Below are 15,294 nucleotides of genomic sequence, written 5' to 3'. Positions count from 1 at the left end.
GCCGCACCCTCGCCAGTCTCGGCGCCCGGCCTTGCGACCGCAGCATCGCGCCTGGTGAATTGCTGTATACCGGCGATTCCCGAGAGGTTCCGCAGCCGATCGCGGTCACATGGGACGATGTGCCGGTCATGACGGTGCTGCGGTCGTGAGGGCGGACGCCACCGGGTCCCGGCCCGCGCCTCCCGCGGGTGGCCCGAAGGCCGGCGCGGGGCGAGGGGCGTCACCCGGCCGGGTATCCGAACCAGCGGGCGAGGTGGCGGTCCAGGTCCCGCTGGTCGTCGCCGATCCAGGCGACGTGGCCGTCGGGACGCGCCAGCACGCACGGAACGTCGAGGTCGGCGGCCGGGTCGCCGACGTAGTCGACCCGATCCGACCAGCCGCCGGCGGTGAGCCGCCCGGTGCGGTCGAGCAGCAGGCCGCGGCCCCGGTGCAGCCGCTCGTAGACGTGGCCGACGTCGGGCAGGCGGCGGCCGAGCAGGTCCGGTCCGTCGCCGAAGTCGTAGCGGACGCCGATCGCGGTGATCTGCTCGAGCAGGTAGCGGTTGACCTCGTCGAAGTCCATCAGCTTGGTGAGCAGGCGGCGGGCCGCCCGCGCGCCCGGGTCGTCGGCGACCAGCGCCGTCTGGGCGCGGGTGTTGTCCAGCACGTCGGCGGCGACCGGGCGGCGTTCGGCCGCATAGGTGTCGAGCAGGTTGTCCGGCGCCCAGCCCCGGATCCGCGCGGCGAGTTTCCAGCCGAGGTTGAACGCGTCCTGCAGGCCCAGGTTGAGGCCCTGCCCGCCCAGCGGCGGGTGGATGTGGGCGGCGTCGCCGGCCAGCAGCACCCGCCCTATCCGGTAGTGGTCGGCCAGGCGGGTCGCGTCGCCGAAACGCGACATCCAGCGCGGGGAACGCGCGCCGAAATCGGTTCCCGCGACGGCGTGCAACTGGCGCTGGAAGTCCTCGAGCGTGGGCGGTTCCGTGTGTTCGCCGGCGCCGGCCGGGACGATGATCCGGTAGACCCCGGCACCGGCCGGCCGGATGTGCACCCTGCGGTCCGCGATCGGCCCGGGCGGCACCGCCAGTTCCAGGTCGCCCATCAGGGTGTAGTTGCGGGCCGGCTCGCCGGGAAAGCCGACGCCGAGCAGTTTGCGGACGGTGCTGTGCGCGCCGTCGCAGCCGACCAGATAGCGCGTACGGAGCCGTTCGCCGTCGGCCAGTTCCACGGTCACCGCGTCGTCGTCCTGGGTGAAGCCGGTGACCGGACAGCCGCGCCGAATGCGCGCACCCAGCGCGGTCGCGTGCTCCGACAAAAGCTCGACGACGACCGGTTGCGCGATGCCGAGCAGATAGGCGTACGGCGAATCCAGTCCCGCCGGCGCTGGTTTGTCGATGGCGGCGAAGTACGCGCCGGCCGGGCGCCGGCGGCCGTGTTCGCGCATCCGGTCCAGCAGGCCGCGCATCGCCATCAGTTCGATGCTGCGGATGTGCAGGCCGACGATGCGGTCGTACGAAAGGGGCCCGGTCTCTTTCTCGAGAATGAGGACCCGTACGTCGTGCAGGCGAAGCTCGGCGGCCAGCATGGCACCGGCCGGACCGGCGCCGGCGATGATCACGTCGTACATCAATGAAGCCTTTCGGGAGGGCGAGAAACGCGCTCCCGGCGACGTCTATGTCAATCGCCCGACCGAGACGGCAAGGGGGAGCGCCCACAGCGTTACAGCGTTCATGGGTCTCACCTCCTCGGGCGGTGTCGCGGTCGAGAGAACCCTAGCCGATTGACATCCATCACTTCAACGCCGACCATTGGGAGCGCTCCCAGAGAGATGGAGGCCGTCGTGCGCTCTTCATTGTTCCGGCGTGTCGCGACCGGCACGGTTCTCGTAGTCGCGGCGGCGGCGGTGGGTGGCGTGCCGTCGGGGGCGAGTGGGGCCGCCTCGCGGGCGAGTACGGCCGCCGGAAGCGCCGTCCGGGTCGACGTCGACGCGCGGGCCGGGCTGGCGACGGTCGGCGATGTGGCGCTCGGGGTCAACCACGCGATCTGGGACTCCCAGCTCGGGACGCCGGCCGTCGCCGACCTGCTCGGCGACGCGGGTGTGCGGATAGTGCGCTACCCGGGCGGGTCGTACGCGGACATCTACCACTGGAAAGATCACACGGCGCCCGGTGGCTACGTCGCGCCGGACACCGACTTCGACACCTTCATGGCGGGAGCGCGCCGGACCGGCGCCGAGCCGATGATCATCGCCAACTACGGGACGGGTACGGCCCAGGAGGCGGCCGACTGGGTGCGGTACGCCAACGTCACCAAGGGGTACGGGGCCCGGTACTGGACCATCGGCAACGAGAACTACGGCAACGGGCACTACGGCTCGGCCTGGGAAGCCGACGACCACGCCGACAAGAGCCCGAAGGAGTACGCGGCGCAGGTCACGGCGTACGCGCAAGCCATGAAAGCAGTTGATCCGACGATCAAGATCGGCGCCGTTCTGACCATGCCGGGCAACTGGCCCGACGGCATCGTGGCGGCGGGGGACCAGGGCAGCTGGAACGAGGAGGTCCTGACCCGGGCCGGCGCGGCCATCGACTTCGTCGACGTGCACTGGTACCCGGGCGGCAGCACGCCGGCCGAGGCGCTGACGAAGACCGCGCACATCAAGGACGCGGTTTATCTTCTAAGGCAGCAAATTGAGAGGTACGCCGGTGCGGGCGCCGGACGGATAAAGATCAGCATGACCGAGACGAACGTCGACGTCGGGCGCAACACCCAGCCCGGCGCGCTGTACCTGGCCGACGTCTACAGTGGCCTGCTCGAACAGGGCGTCTTCACGGTGCACTGGTGGAACGTGCACAACGGCCTCGGCACGGTCTCGACGGTGGCGGGACACACCGACTACGGCGACTACGGCCTGCTCTCCAGCGGCAACTGCACGGCCGGCAACACGGTGTGCCAGCCGCCGCTGAACACGCCGTTCGCCCCCTACTACGCGCTGTCGCTGATGGGGGAATTCGCCCGCAGCGGCGACCAGTTCATCGGCGCGGGCACGAACGACGAACTGGTCAGCGCCCACGCGGTACGCCGCGCCAACGGCGACCTGGCGGTCCTGCTGATCAACAAGGACCCGTCGTCGGAGCGAACGGTGACGCTGAACTACCACGGCTTCACCCCGGCCACGGGCGCGCCGTCGGTCCTGTCGTTCGGCAACGGCGACACCGCCATCTCCACGACGGCGGACGGTCAGACACTTGCCCCGTACGAAATCAAGCTGGTGACCCTGCACCCGGCGGCCCCGCCGGTGGCCGCCCCGAAGGCGCCGGGCCAGCCCACCGCGACCGCGACCGACAGCACGGCGACGATCTCCTGGCCGTCGGCCGGTGCCGGCGTGAAGTACGAAGTGTTCCGCCAGAACGGCGGCATCAGCGAGCAACTGGGCGAAACGACGGCGACATCGCTGACCGTGCGTAACCTTTCGCCGGGCCGCCGTTACACGGTGAACGTGCTGTCCCGTGACGGAGCGGGACGGCAGTCGGCGAGCTCACCGCCGGTCACGTTCACCACAGGAACGCCGCCGGCGGCAGCGTGCACGGTGAAGTTCCGCGACACGAACGACTGGGGCAACGGCTACGTCGGCTCGATCGACATCACGAACAACGGCACGGCCCCGGTGAACGGCTGGACGCTGACCTTCACGTGGCCCACCACGTGGCAGTCGGTGAGCAGCGGCTGGAGCGCCACGTGGGAGCAGACGTCCCGCACGGTCCGCGTGACAAGCGACGGCGCTTTGCCGGCCGGCGCAACCACAACGGCCGGTTTCGTCGGCGCCTACAGCGGCCCGAACGTCCTCCCAGCCGCCTTCACCCTCAACGGAACGGTGTGCACCAGCGTTTAACGGATTCGTGGCCCTCACTCACACCACCGGGTCGACCGTTGCGGGAGGCAAGCTCATACGCGCCATCTAGCCTTTGCCTTCCCGCGCGGCGCTCATTCACCTCGTAGCTCAACCCAGCCCGTCGTGCCTGCTCAGCGCGTCGTGCCTGTTCTCCGCGTCGCGCCTGTTGTCCGTGCCTATTGCCCTGTCGTGCCTGTTCTCCGCGTCGCGCCTGTTGTCCGCGTCGCGTCTTTCTCGCGATGCCTTTCGCGCCATGCCTCAGCCCACCGCACCGAGGCCGAGGCCGAGGCGGTGGGCGATGGGTCGAGCCGCGCCTCGCCGCGCCGCGCCGCGCCCCGCCGCGCCGCGCCCCGCCGCGCCGCGCCCCGCCGCGCCGCGCCGCGCCTCGCCCCGCCGCGCCTCGCCGCGCCTCGCCGCGCCCGCTTGCCGTCCCTCGACCAGGTCGAGCGCGTTAGCGCAGCGCGGATCGTCAGATACATCCAGGGCGTCGACGCCGCCAAAGATGTCGCAGTTCTAGGAGAGCCGAGATGGTGCAACTGGGTGAGCAACGGGCGTATCGGCGTGCGTTCACTGATTCCGGCCAGCCCGGGGACGGGTCAGGACTAGCTGGGCGGCGCAGCCGGCACTTCGATGCAGCCGGGAGCCGGGAGCCGGGAGCCGGGAGCCGGGAGCCGGGAGCCGGGAGCCGGGAGCCGGAAGCCGGAAGCCGGGAGTGGGGAGTGGGCAGCGGCCATGCAGGCAGTGGCCAAGCAGGCAGCAGGCAGCGGGCAGCGGGCAGCGGTCCGAGCGGGCAGCGGGCAGCGGCCAAGAAGGCAGCGGGCAGCGGTCAAAGCGGGCGGCAGGCGGTGGGCGGCGGCCAAGCAGGCAGCGGGCAGCGGGAGTGGGCTTTGGGTGGCGAGGCTGAAGCCGGCGAGCCGGTTCGGACGCGCCGGCGGGCTGCTGGTGGTGGGGTGTGGGCCCGCCGGCGGGGTTCGGGATCTGGGTTACGCGGTGGGGAAGGGTGCCCGGTCCTGCTTGCAGACCGTTCCCTTCGGGGGCAGGGCGCCTCCGATCAGGTAGCGCGTGTACCAAGCCGTCACGCAGGTGCTGAAGCTGCTGGTGTGGCCGAAACCGGTCATTGTGAGCAGGCGGGCGTTGCCCAGCTCGCGTTCCATGCGCTGGGCGAAGGCGTAGCGGGTCGCCGGGTCGTACGTCGGGTTGACCAGCAGGACCGTCGATGACGTCTTCCGGTTCCACGGGCCGTTGTAGCGCTCGTTCGTCAGCGGCCAGTTCGCGCAGCCGACCTCGCCGAACGCCTCCGCGCGGCCGAATGTCGGGTGGGCCGCCTCGAAGACCCTGGCGAAGCCCGGGTAGCGGGCCGGGTTGCGCGGCAGCGGCGCGTCAGCGCAGTTCACCGCGTAGAAGGCGTCGTTTCCGCTGTACGAGTAGGCGTCCGGCAGGCCGCCGCGGGCCGGCGGGGCAGTGATCTCGGCGGGCGGACGGCGAAGGGTCGACGGCGCTCCGGTGATCGTGTCGTAGGCGAGGCGCAGGATCTCCGCCGTCTCCGGGAACGAGGCTACGTCGTACATGCTGGAAGAGATGTATCCGGTGAAGTCGTCGATCGTGAGTTCCCCGTACCCCGGAAGCGTCAGCGGGCCCTGCCGGAACCGGACCCTGACCTTCTCGTATTTCGCCCGGGCGTTCCCCGACAGCGCGCAGGCCGGGCCCGCCGCGTCGCACGCGCGCAGGAAGCCGTCGAGGGCGATCTCGAAGCCGCCGGCGCGGTCGAACTTGTTGGCCAGGCGGTGGTTCGTGCGCTGGTCGGGGTCGACGTTGCCGTCCAGCACGACCGCGCGGACCTTGCCCGGGAACAGGTTGACGTAGGTGGCGCCGAGGTGTGTCCCGTACGAGTAACCGATGTAGTTCAGCTTGGCGTCGCCGACCGCCTGCCGCAACAGGTCCAGGTCCTTGGCCACGTTCAGCGTGCTCATGTGGGTGAGCAGCGGGCCGGCGTCGCGTTTGCAGGCTTCCGTGTACGTGTAGTTGGCGCGCAGCGTGATCGCGATGTCTTCCCTGGTCAGCGGCACCAGTTTCATCCGCGCCAGCAGCGCCTCGGCCTCGGCGTCGGTGGCGAAGCACTGGAGCGGGTCGCTGGCCCCGATGCCGCGCGGGTCGAAGCCGACGATGTCGAATCGGGCCAGCACGTCGGCCGAGACGAGCTGGCCGGCGATGGTGACCATGCCGCGGCCGGCGCCGCCGGGGCCGCCCGGGTTCACGAAGATGGTGCCGATGCGGTGGGCCGGATCGCCGGCCGGGCGGCGGGCCAGCGCGATCGTGGTGGTGGTGCCGCGGGGCCGGTCGTGGTCGAGCGGCACTTCCTTGGTGGCGCACTGGTAGCCGGCGAGTTCTTCCTCGGCGCAGGCGGTCCAGGCGAGCGCGGGAGCGGCCTGCGCGGCCTGCGGCACGGCGATGAAGGCGGACATGACGGCGAGCACGGTGGCGATCTTGAGTTTGGTCATCGTTCCTCCCCGGGGCATCGTTCCATGGCATCGACCTTGATCGCTGTCCCTGAGTGGGCGTGACGCCCGTCTCGCGTACGCATCAGCGCCGGTCCGTGCGGGTACAAGCAATCCCGTACCGGTCAAGATCAAGATCTGAGAAACCCTGGAGGTACGTCATGAGCGACGCCGCCGAGAAGCGCGAAGAACTCGAGGAACTCGCCAAGGAGCGGGTCGAGGAGCTGCCGGGTGAGACCGCGCTCGGCCACCGTGACCCGGAAGCGGGCGGCGAGGGCGACCCGCAGGACTACGAGGGCAACCGCGACGTGAAGCTCCCCTGACGGTTGCCTCAAGTCTGCCGGGGGGCCGACCGATGGATGCGGCATGGTTCTCCGGCACACAGGCCACGCGTCGCCCGCCCTGTCGGCCCGTCTCGTCGACGGTCACGCACAGGGCGGCGGCGTGCTGGACCGGCTCACCCGGCTCGCGTCGCGCCTGCTGAACGTCCCTGTCGCCGTGGTGTCGCTGCTCGGCGACGACCGTCAGGTGTTCCTCAGCACGGCCGGAGAGCCGTCCGCGCTCGCCTACTCGCCCTGCCGGCACGTGGTCGAGACGGACGGGCCCCTGATCATCGGGGACATCCGGGCCGACGGCCGCGTCCGCGACCGGGCCGAACTGACCGCGCTCGGCGTCGCCGCCTACGCCGGCTTCCCGCTGCGCTCCCCCCGCGGCGAAACCCTCGGCTCGTTCTGCGTCGTCGACGTCGAGCCGCGGGAATGGACCGCCGAACAGCTGTCCACCCTCGATGATCTCGCCGCGGCCGCCGAGTCGGAGCTGGCCGCCCGCCTGGCCGAGACCGAGATCCGTACCCGCGCCGCCCGGGCCCAGGCCCAGCTCGACACCGCCAAAGCGGTGACCGTGAACGGCATCGAGGCCCGCTTCCGCTCGATGTTCGAGTCGTCACCGATCGGCGTGGCCCTGGTCGGGCTCGACGGCTCGTTCCTGCGCGTGAACGCCGCCATCGCCACCATCACCGGGTACAGCCTGGACGAGCTGCTCGCCGGCAACTTCCAGTCGCTCACCCACCCGGCCGACCTCGAGGCCAGCCTCGACATGGTCACCCGCATGGTCGCCGGCGAGGCGCACACCATGCGGCTGCACAAGCGGTACATGCGCCGTGACGGCACCCCCGTCTGGTGCATGGTCTCGGTGGTGCTGCTGCGCGACGACGAGAACCGCCCGCTGCACTTCCTCATGCAGATGGTCGACATCGACGTGGAGCGCCGCAGCCAGGACCAGGCCGAGGCGCTGGCCGCCCGCGAAACCTACCGGCTGCGCACCACCATCAGCATCCAGCGCGAGGTGGCGGCGGCCGCCTCCGACCTCAACGAGGCCCTGCGGCTGATCGCCGAGCGGACCCTGACCGCCATTCCGGCCGACGGCGCCGCGGTCGGCCTGATCGACGGCCCGGTGCTGCGCGCCGCGGCCAAGGCCGGCTCGCTGGCCAACCGGGAGATGTTCGAGGTGCCGACCGGCAGCTCGATGTCCGGGCTGGCCGTACGCACCCGCACCACCCTGCGCTGCGACGACACCGCCGACGACCCGCGGATCGAGCCCACCATGTGTGAGGCGCTCGGCATCCGCTCGCTGATCATCGCGCCCCTGCTGGTCGACGGGGAGCCGGTCGGCGTCCTCACGGTCTCCAGCGGCCGGGCCGGCGCGTTCGACGAGGCCGACGAGCAGCAGCTCACCCTGCTGGCCGACGCGCTGTCGGGCGCCCTGCGCCACGCCGAGGAGGCCGAGCACCGGGCCCGCCTGCTCCGCCAGGCCAACGACGCGGTGGCCGCGCTGCAGGACAGCGAGGCCCGGTTCCGCTCGGCGTTCGACAACAGCCCGCTCGGCATGGCGCTGACCAGCCTGCGGCCGGACAACCTCGGCATCGTGCTGCAGGCGAACGCGGCCATGGCCGCCATCACCGGCTTCCCCATCGCCGATCTGGTGGGCGAGTCCGTCCACAAGTTCCACCACCCGTACGACCACGTCGAGACCGACGGTCACCTGGCCGCCCTGTGCGCCGGCGACGTGGACACGGCGATCGTCTCCAAGCGTTACCGGCACGCCGACGGCCACCTCGTCTGGGTGCAGATCCACGGCGCGGTCGTACGGGACGAGAACGGCAAGCCGCACTACCTCGTCACCCAGGTGCAGGACGTGACGGCGCGCCGTGAGATCGACGAGCAGCTCCGCCAGCGCGCCCAGCTGCTCGACCTCACCCAGGACGCGGTGATCCTGCGCGACCTGGGCGGGCGGGTCCTCTACTGGAACCCGGCGGCCGAGCGCGTCTACGGCTGGCCGGCCGACCTGGTCATCGGCCACGACCTGGACAACCTGCTCGGCACGGAGTTCATCGGCGACGACCGCCGTTCGGTCACCGACGCCCTGCTGAGCGACGGCCTGTGGGCCGGCGAGATCGACCACCTGCGGGCCGACGGCCGCCACGTGCGGGTGCTGTCCCGCAAGGCCGTCCAGTGCGACTCCGAGGGCAACCCGTTCGCCATCCTGTCCATCAACACGGACGTCACGGCCAGCCGCGAGGCCGAGCAGGCCCGCGACGCCGCGATCGCCGACCTGAACGTGCGCAACCGGGAGCTGGAGGAGGCCAACCAGCTCAAGCAGGACCTGATCGGCATGCTGGGCCACGAGATCGGCAACCCGCTGTGCTCGATTCTCGGCTACACCGAGACGATCGCGGACACGTGGGACGTCCTGCCGGCCGAGCGCCAGCGGGCGATGCTGAACGCGATCGACCGCAACGCCCAGCTGCTCAACGGCATCGTCCGCGAGGTTCTGGCCATGGTCACCTTGGACGCGGGCAAACTGACGGCAAGCCCGGAGACGATTGCCGTACGGCCGCATCTCGAGGCCGTCGTCGCCTCGGCCGACCCGGGCGTACGCGCCCTGGACCGTTTCGGTTCGTCGAGCCGCGTCCAGGCCCGCATCGACTGCCCGGAAACCCTGACGGCGTCGGTCCAGCCCGGTCACCTCGACCAGATGCTGACCAACCTGATCTCCAACGCGGCCAAGTACGGGGGAGGGGCCACCGCCCTGACCGCCTCGGTCACGCCCACCGAGATCCGGGTCGTCGTCCGCGACGAGGGCCCGGGCGTTCCGGCCGAACTCCAGCCGAACCTGTTCACCCGCTTCGCCCGCGCCGAATGCACCGCCCGCACCGTCAAGGGCACCGGCCTGGGCCTGTACATCGTCCGCGAACTGGCCCGCGCCAACCACGGCGACCTGCACTACGAACCGGCCCCCGGCGGCGGCTCGATGTTCGTCATCACCTTGCCGCGCGCAGATTGAGCACGACAAGCCACGACCACCCGGCGACGATGGTGAGCCGCTGCCAGACCCCACCGCTGTTCGTGACCGCCCCGGTCGTCACGAACAGCACGGGCACGGCAATCCCGACCACCCGGCAGTACCACCGCCAGGCGGTGGTTGCCCGCCAGCACGCCGCGGTGAAACAGGCAGCGCTCAAAGCCGAGAAGACGGCCACCGAAACGACATTGTGGATGACACCGTGCCAGCTGACCCGCTCCTGAGGCACCGGATCCGACACGAACACCCCGGCCGCGACCAGCCCGGCCCCGACCACGCGGACAAGGATCCCGGTCCAGCGCCCCACCACCCGCGACAGCGCGAACGACGATCCCGCCAGCAGCCCACCGGCCACCACGAAGTTGACGACCTGCACCCACCCGCCGGCCCCGATCGCCGCCTCACTCACCAGATCCCGAGCCGGTTCATACCCCGGCTTGACCGCGTCGTTGGCAAGAAAGACCGCCACGAACAGACCCGCGCCCCAGGCCCCGCCCAAAAGCAGCACGCGCTCCCGCGACATGAGTCCACCCTAGACGTCCACCCGGGCCCGCACACCAGCCTCCGCGAGCCGGACGGCGGAGGTTGGCCGTCGGCGACCCTCATGATCTGCGCCACCCGTCGGGCGCGCTCGTCGCACTCCTCGGAAGCGTGCCGGCGATCGACGATCTGATTCTCTGCGGCCCATCGAGAGGGTCGCGGTCGACGGTCAGGAGGATGTTCACCGCGAGCCAGCCGATCGAAGGTCCAGAGGCCGTGGCGACGGCGGTGGGCCGATCATCCGATGTGGCCGACACCGGCCATAATCTCCGGGCGAATCGGCAAGAGTGGGAGGCCCGGGGATGGCGGCGGACAAGGGGCTGGTCTGTACGGATCCGACCGTCATGGCCTGGGCGGTCGGCGAGCGGGAACTCTGGCTGGCGCGGCGCGCGGCTCTCGAGCACGGGCGGGAGGAGGACGGGTGGGCGCGGGAGGCGAACAGCGCCGACCGGCTCTCCGACCTGCGCCCGATGCAGGTGTCCTGGCTGGTCGGGCGCGGGCCCGAGGCGGCGGCGCGGGCGCTGCTGGCCGGGCCGGCGGTGCTGCGGCAGCGGCAGCGGGTGGACATCGGACGGGTTGCTGTCGCGAGGTTCGAGCTGGACGCGCTGAAGCTCGTCCTGCGTGAGGCGGGGGAGAGCGCGGATCGTCTCGGTCTGCTTCTGCTGCCGTTTCGGGGGCCCGAGCCGGCGGCTCTGGTGGCGGGGTGGCTGCGGCATCTCGGGTCGGCTCGGTTGTGGGCGCGGCTCTGGCTGGGCCGGCATCCTTCGGCGGCGGCGCGGGCGCTGCTGGCGGCCGCGCTGGGCAAGCCGGGCCGGGCCCGGCAGAACGCCGAGGACGCGCTACGCCATCTCGTCGCGACGGGCCACGAACCGGCCGTTCGGGAAGCGGCGGCCGGCTACGGCGTCGCCGACCGGCTCGGCTCCGTCGCAGGCGTAGGAGGCGGAGCGGGCGTAGGAGGCGGAGCGGGCGTGGGAGGAGCAGCGGGCGTAGGAGGCGCCGCGGGCGCAGGAGGCGCCGCGGGCGGAAGCGCGAAGGGTGCTCCCGGAAAGACGGCCGTACGGACGGGGAAGCTGCCGGAGTGGGCGCGGCCGGAACGGCTGCCCGAGGTGCGGCGAACCGGCGGCGGGGTGCTGGCCGAGGACGAGGTCACCACGCTGATCGAGGCGCTCAGCCGGTCGCTGCTGGAGGATCCGCCGGAGCCCGCGCCCGGTGATCCCGCGCCCGGCGGCGGGCTGCCTCTGGTGGTCGAGTCGTCGGCGGCGGCCCAGCCTGAGGTGCGCCCGGTCGACCCGGCGGTCTTGGTGGGCTGTGACCGGGGGAGCCTGGCCGAGTTCGGGCGGGCCCTGCTCGATCAGTGGCTGACCGCTGACATGCCGGCGTCCGAGGCCTGGGTGGTTCTCGCGCAGGCTCATGTCGGGGATGACTCCACCATGGACCGCCTCGCGCCTCTCGTCCGGTCGTGGCCCGCCCGCAGCCGGTGGGCGCGGGCCATCGACGGGCTGGCCGTGCTGGCCACGGCCGGTACGGATGTCTCCCTGCGCCATCTGCTGGCGATCGAGGAGGGCATGTCCGGCGGGCCGACCAACGACCGCGCCCTCGTCTACCTCGCCCAGGCCGCCGCGCGCCGCGGGCTGTCGGTCACCCAGCTGGCGGATCGTCTCGCCGTCACGCATGGGCTCGAGCGCGGGATCGTCCTCGACTACGGGCCGCGCGAGTTCGCCGTGGCCGTCGACGATCACCTCACCCCGCATGTCGTGGGCGCCGACGGCCGCCGCCTCGCGCGCCCGCGCAAGCCGGGCGTCAAGGACACCAAGCCCGGGAGCTATCAGGATTTCGTACGGCTCAGGAAGGAGCTCCGCCTCACCGTCTCGGCGCAGACCGCTCGCCTGGAACGCGACATGCTCGCGCGCCGGCCCCGACCGGCCGCCGAGGTGACGACGGCGCATCCGATCCTCGGTCCCCTCATGCGCCGGCTGCTCTGGGGCGAGACCGGCCGGCGCCTGCGGATCGCCGAGGACGGCAGTTTCGCCGACGTGCACGACACGACCGCGATCGTCGACGGGGACGCCCCGCTGCGCGTCGTGCACCCCGCGGACCTCGATCCGGCCGAAGGCCGCGCTGACCACCGCCGACGGCCTCGGCACCTGGTTCGGCAACAGCGCCGAGGTCGACCTGCGCTTGGTCGCGTACCTCGATGGCCGACTCTGACCGGGAGGCGGTCGCGCAGGAGGTCTTCGCCGCCCTGGCCGACCCCTCCCGCCGCGAGATCCTGGCGGCGCTGGCCGCGGGCGGGCCGGCCACCGCGACCGACCTGGCCGCCCGCCTGCCGATCACCCGTCAGGCCATCGCGAAACACCAGACCCTGCTGGCCGAGGCGGAACTCGTGATCGCCGAGCCGGGGGAGCGCCGTCGCGTGCGCTACCGCGTCCGTTCCGCGCCGATGAAGGTGGCCCAGCAGTTCCTGGCCGCCCTCGCCCGCGACTGGGACGGCCCCCTGGCCGCCCTGAAGGAGACGCCGACCTGATCAGACCGGAGAGGGCTCACCTGAACGACAGCGCGGAGGCCACCCGGCGTACGAACGGCTGCATGCCGGTGAGCTCCAGCCGGGCCCCGCGCCCGGCCGCCGCCCGCCGCAGCGTGACCAGGGTGCCGATGCCGGCCGCGTCCACCAGAGGCACCTGGGACAGGTCCAGCGTGAGGACGGCGCCCGCCGGCGTGCGGGCCAGCAGCGGCTGGACGCCGGCGCGGAGCCGGGCCGTGTTGTCCCGGTCGATCTCGCCGATCACCCGTACCCGGCCGCCCAGCTCCGGGATCACCCGGAGCTGCCCGGGCTCCTCGTCCTCGCCCGGCCACGGCGGCACCGCGTCGGTCAGCAGCGCCTCGCGTAGCCAGCTCAGCGCCCGGCTCAGCAGCCGCGACACGTGCATCTGGGAGATGCCCAGCTCGTCGCCGATCTCCTGCTGGGTGTGGTTGCCCTGGAAGCGCATGGTCAAGATGCGCCGCTCACGCTGCGGCAGCCGGTCGAGCAGGTCGGCCAGGCTGACCCGGTCGGGCACCAGGTCCAGGTTGTGGTCGTCCGACCCGAACAGGTCACCCAGCTCGCCCGTGCCGTCGTGGGTCGGCTGGCTGAGCGAGAGCGCGCGGTATCCGGCCCCGCTGACCAGGGCGGCCCGCACGTCCTCGCGGCCGACGCCGCACCGGTCGGCCAGCTCGGCCTCGGTCGGGCCCCGGCCCAGCTCGCCGGTGAGGTCCTGCCTGGCCCGGCCGACGGCCAGCGCGAGCTCCTGGAGCCGGCGCGGCACGTGCACGTTCCAGCCGGTGTCGCGGAAGTGGCGCTTGATCTCGCCGGTGATCACCGAGACGGCGTACGCGGTGAACGAGCCCCGCTCGGGGTCGTAGCGTTCCACCGCCTTGACCAGGCCGAGGCGGGCGACCTGGGTGATGTCGTCGGCCGGCTCGGAGCCGGAGCGGTAGCGGCGGGCGAGCCGGTCCGCCATCGGGAGCATCCGCTGGATCGTGGCGTCGCGCAGCCGGCGGGCGGCCCGCTCGTCGGGCGAGGCGTCGCGGTCGGCGGCATAGCTCTCGGCGACCTCGTCGAGGTCTTCCAGCGTGGCGTACGCGGACATGGCTGTACCTCCGGTGTTGTCCGCGGACACAGGGCGGAGAGTTGAACCAGCAGACGCCTTGGTGCCCGGGGGCGGGCCGCCTAAACATCAAGGGTTTCTTCCGGGTGATGCCGGGAAGCCTGGGCGCCATGCCAGTCGACCAGAACGCCCTCGCCTCCAGCCTGGAACAGCTGAGCGCGGCGGGCCTGTCCAGCGACCACCGCGCCCTGGAGGAGAACCTCGGCCGGGTGATGACCGCCGCCCGCGACATGATCCAGGTCGACGGGGTCGGCCTGATGCTGCTCGACGACACCGGCGCGTTGCGCCTGGCCGGCGCGACGATACCGGCCGGGATGGCGCTGGAGCGGGCCCAGCTGCGCCTCGACTGCGGGCCCGGCGTCGACTGTGTCCGCGGCAACGAGACCGTCACGGTCGGCGATCTGGCCGCGAGCGAGGACTATGCCGCGGTGTGGGCCGAACTCAAGGATGATGCGGCACCGGTGCGGGCGGTAGTGTCCGTCCCGGTGCTCGTCGCGGGCTACGTGGCCGGCACCTTGAACGCTCTCCGCTCGCAGCCGCGGGAGTGGGACGAGGAAAGCGTGCGCGCCGTCGTGGCGTACGCCGAACTCATCTCGGTCCTGCTTCGTCTCGGCGCCACCGCACACGAATGAGGAAGTTCGATGCCGAACATCGATCCGGAAGTCCTGGCGGGCAGTCTGCGCCGGCTCGAGAAGCTGGGCACGGGTGACGTTCCGGGCGCGGTGGCCGACGTCGTGCACGCGGCGGTCGACCTGTTCCAGGTGACCGGCAGCGGCCTGATGATCGCCGACGAGGAGAACAGCCTGCACTACGTCGCGGCCAGCAACGCCCCGAGCAAGATCATGGAGCAGGTGCAGAGTCACGCCGGCGAGGGTCCCTGCGTGTCGGCCTTCGTGCTCAACCGGGTCGTGCACACCGACAACCTGCACGAGGACGCGCGCTGGCCGCGCGTCCGCGGCCCGTTCGTCGAGCACGGTGTCGTGGCGGTGCTGGGCGCGCCGGTCCGGCTGGGCGGGGTGCCCGTCGGCACCCTCGACGTCTACCTCGACCGGCCGCACGACTGGGACGACACCGAGGCGGCGGCCCTGGAGCGCTACACCGACCTGCTCCAGGCCACGCTGAGCACGGCGCTGGCCGCGCAGCGGGCGGGCGAGCTCGCGGGCCAGTTGCAGTACGCGCTGGACTACCGCATCGTCATCGAGCGCGCCGTCGGCTACCTGATGGCCCGCCGCGAAACCGGCCCCGAGCAGGCCTTCGACCTGCTCCGCAGTGCCGCCCGCAACCAGCGGCGCAAGGTGGCCGAGGTGGCCCGGCACCTGCTCGACACCGGGGAGCTGCCCGGCTGAGCGCGGCCGGTTGAGCGGCGCCGAGCGGGGTAGTCGGGAGG

The 15,294-nt window shown here is 72.0% G+C and carries 11 protein-coding genes; 7 read left to right on the top strand and 4 right to left on the bottom strand.

Annotated features, from left to right (window positions below; all coding sequences use genetic code 11):
* Positions 1–220: 220 nt before the first annotated feature.
* Complete coding sequence (locus AB0C26_RS36950) at positions 221–1,603, bottom strand: FAD-dependent oxidoreductase (protein WP_360257308.1); 1,383 nt, start codon at positions 1,601–1,603, stop codon at positions 221–223.
* A gap of 285 nt (positions 1,604–1,888) precedes the next feature.
* Between AB0C26_RS36950 and AB0C26_RS36945 the strand changes: the two genes are divergently transcribed.
* The gene (locus tag AB0C26_RS36945) at positions 1,889–3,868 is read left to right on the top strand and encodes a cellulose binding domain-containing protein (RefSeq protein ID WP_360257652.1); all 1,980 of its coding nucleotides are present in this window, start codon (positions 1,889–1,891) and stop codon (positions 3,866–3,868) included.
* A 983-nt stretch (positions 3,869–4,851) separates the two neighbouring features.
* On the opposite strand, the gene AB0C26_RS36940 is transcribed toward AB0C26_RS36945, so the two are convergent.
* On the bottom strand, positions 4,852–6,366 hold the full coding sequence (locus AB0C26_RS36940; RefSeq protein WP_360257306.1) for an alpha/beta fold hydrolase: 1,515 nt from the start codon (positions 6,364–6,366) through the stop codon (positions 4,852–4,854).
* A 158-nt stretch (positions 6,367–6,524) separates the two neighbouring features.
* On the opposite strand from AB0C26_RS36940, the gene AB0C26_RS36935 reads away from it, so the two are divergent.
* Complete coding sequence (locus tag AB0C26_RS36935) at positions 6,525–6,686, top strand: hypothetical protein (RefSeq protein ID WP_360257304.1); 162 nt, start codon at positions 6,525–6,527, stop codon at positions 6,684–6,686.
* 43 nt (positions 6,687–6,729) lie between these two features.
* Positions 6,730–9,705 carry a PAS domain S-box protein gene (locus tag AB0C26_RS36930; protein ID WP_360257301.1) on the top strand — a complete coding sequence of 992 codons (2,976 nt, stop codon included), beginning with the start codon at positions 6,730–6,732 and terminating at the stop codon, positions 9,703–9,705.
* Here the strand turns inward: AB0C26_RS36930 and AB0C26_RS36925 are convergent.
* Positions 9,683–10,246: a DUF998 domain-containing protein gene (locus AB0C26_RS36925; RefSeq protein ID WP_360257299.1), complete on the bottom strand. Its 564-nt coding sequence runs from the start codon at positions 10,244–10,246 to the stop codon at positions 9,683–9,685. The genes AB0C26_RS36930 and AB0C26_RS36925 overlap by 23 nt on opposite strands.
* A 319-nt stretch (positions 10,247–10,565) precedes the next feature.
* Between AB0C26_RS36925 and AB0C26_RS36920 the strand changes: the two genes are divergently transcribed.
* A complete protein-coding gene (locus AB0C26_RS36920; RefSeq protein WP_360257297.1) occupies positions 10,566–12,650 on the top strand; it encodes a DUF4132 domain-containing protein in 2,085 nt (694 codons plus the stop codon).
* On the top strand, positions 12,533–12,787 hold the full coding sequence (locus tag AB0C26_RS36915; RefSeq protein ID WP_360257649.1) for a helix-turn-helix domain-containing protein: 255 nt from the start codon (positions 12,533–12,535) through the stop codon (positions 12,785–12,787). Before AB0C26_RS36920 ends, AB0C26_RS36915 begins: the two co-directional genes overlap by 118 nt.
* A gap of 16 nt (positions 12,788–12,803) precedes the next feature.
* Here the strand turns inward: AB0C26_RS36915 and AB0C26_RS36910 are convergent, their stop codons facing one another.
* Positions 12,804–13,889 (bottom strand): SigB/SigF/SigG family RNA polymerase sigma factor, encoded by a 1,086-nt coding sequence (locus tag AB0C26_RS36910; RefSeq protein ID WP_360257295.1) that lies wholly within the window; start codon positions 13,887–13,889, stop codon positions 12,804–12,806.
* A 128-nt stretch (positions 13,890–14,017) separates the two neighbouring features.
* On the opposite strand from AB0C26_RS36910, the gene AB0C26_RS36905 reads away from it, so the two are divergent.
* Positions 14,018–14,539: a GAF domain-containing protein gene (locus tag AB0C26_RS36905; RefSeq protein ID WP_360257293.1), complete on the top strand. Its 522-nt coding sequence runs from the start codon at positions 14,018–14,020 to the stop codon at positions 14,537–14,539.
* A 9-nt stretch (positions 14,540–14,548) separates the two neighbouring features.
* The gene (locus tag AB0C26_RS36900; protein WP_360257291.1) at positions 14,549–15,253 is read left to right on the top strand and encodes a GAF and ANTAR domain-containing protein; all 705 of its coding nucleotides are present in this window, start codon (positions 14,549–14,551) and stop codon (positions 15,251–15,253) included.
* The last annotated feature ends 41 nt before the right edge of the window (positions 15,254–15,294 follow it).

The organism is Actinoplanes sp. NPDC048796 (assembly GCF_040650035.1).
Taxonomy (GTDB): Bacteria; Actinomycetota; Actinomycetes; order Mycobacteriales; family Micromonosporaceae; genus Actinoplanes.
Note: the sequence above shows the minus strand (reverse complement) of the source record. Positions and strands in the feature narration are given on the sequence as shown.

Excerpts from the sequence above, each read along its gene's own strand:
- AB0C26_RS36950 (WP_360257308.1), bottom strand. The coding sequence starts at position 1,603 with ATGTACGACGTGATCATCGCCGGCGCCGGTCCGGCCGGTGCCATGCTG.
- AB0C26_RS36940 (WP_360257306.1), bottom strand. The coding sequence starts at position 6,366 with ATGACCAAACTCAAGATCGCCACCGTGCTCGCCGTCATGTCCGCCTTC.
- AB0C26_RS36935 (WP_360257304.1), top strand. The coding sequence starts at position 6,525 with ATGAGCGACGCCGCCGAGAAGCGCGAAGAACTCGAGGAACTCGCCAAG.
- AB0C26_RS36930 (WP_360257301.1), top strand. The coding sequence starts at position 6,730 with ATGGTTCTCCGGCACACAGGCCACGCGTCGCCCGCCCTGTCGGCCCGT.
- AB0C26_RS36925 (WP_360257299.1), bottom strand. The coding sequence starts at position 10,246 with ATGTCGCGGGAGCGCGTGCTGCTTTTGGGCGGGGCCTGGGGCGCGGGT.
- AB0C26_RS36920 (WP_360257297.1), top strand. The coding sequence starts at position 10,566 with ATGGCGGCGGACAAGGGGCTGGTCTGTACGGATCCGACCGTCATGGCC.
- AB0C26_RS36910 (WP_360257295.1), bottom strand. The coding sequence starts at position 13,889 with ATGTCCGCGTACGCCACGCTGGAAGACCTCGACGAGGTCGCCGAGAGC.
- AB0C26_RS36905 (WP_360257293.1), top strand. The coding sequence starts at position 14,018 with ATGCCAGTCGACCAGAACGCCCTCGCCTCCAGCCTGGAACAGCTGAGC.
- AB0C26_RS36900 (WP_360257291.1), top strand. The coding sequence starts at position 14,549 with ATGCCGAACATCGATCCGGAAGTCCTGGCGGGCAGTCTGCGCCGGCTC.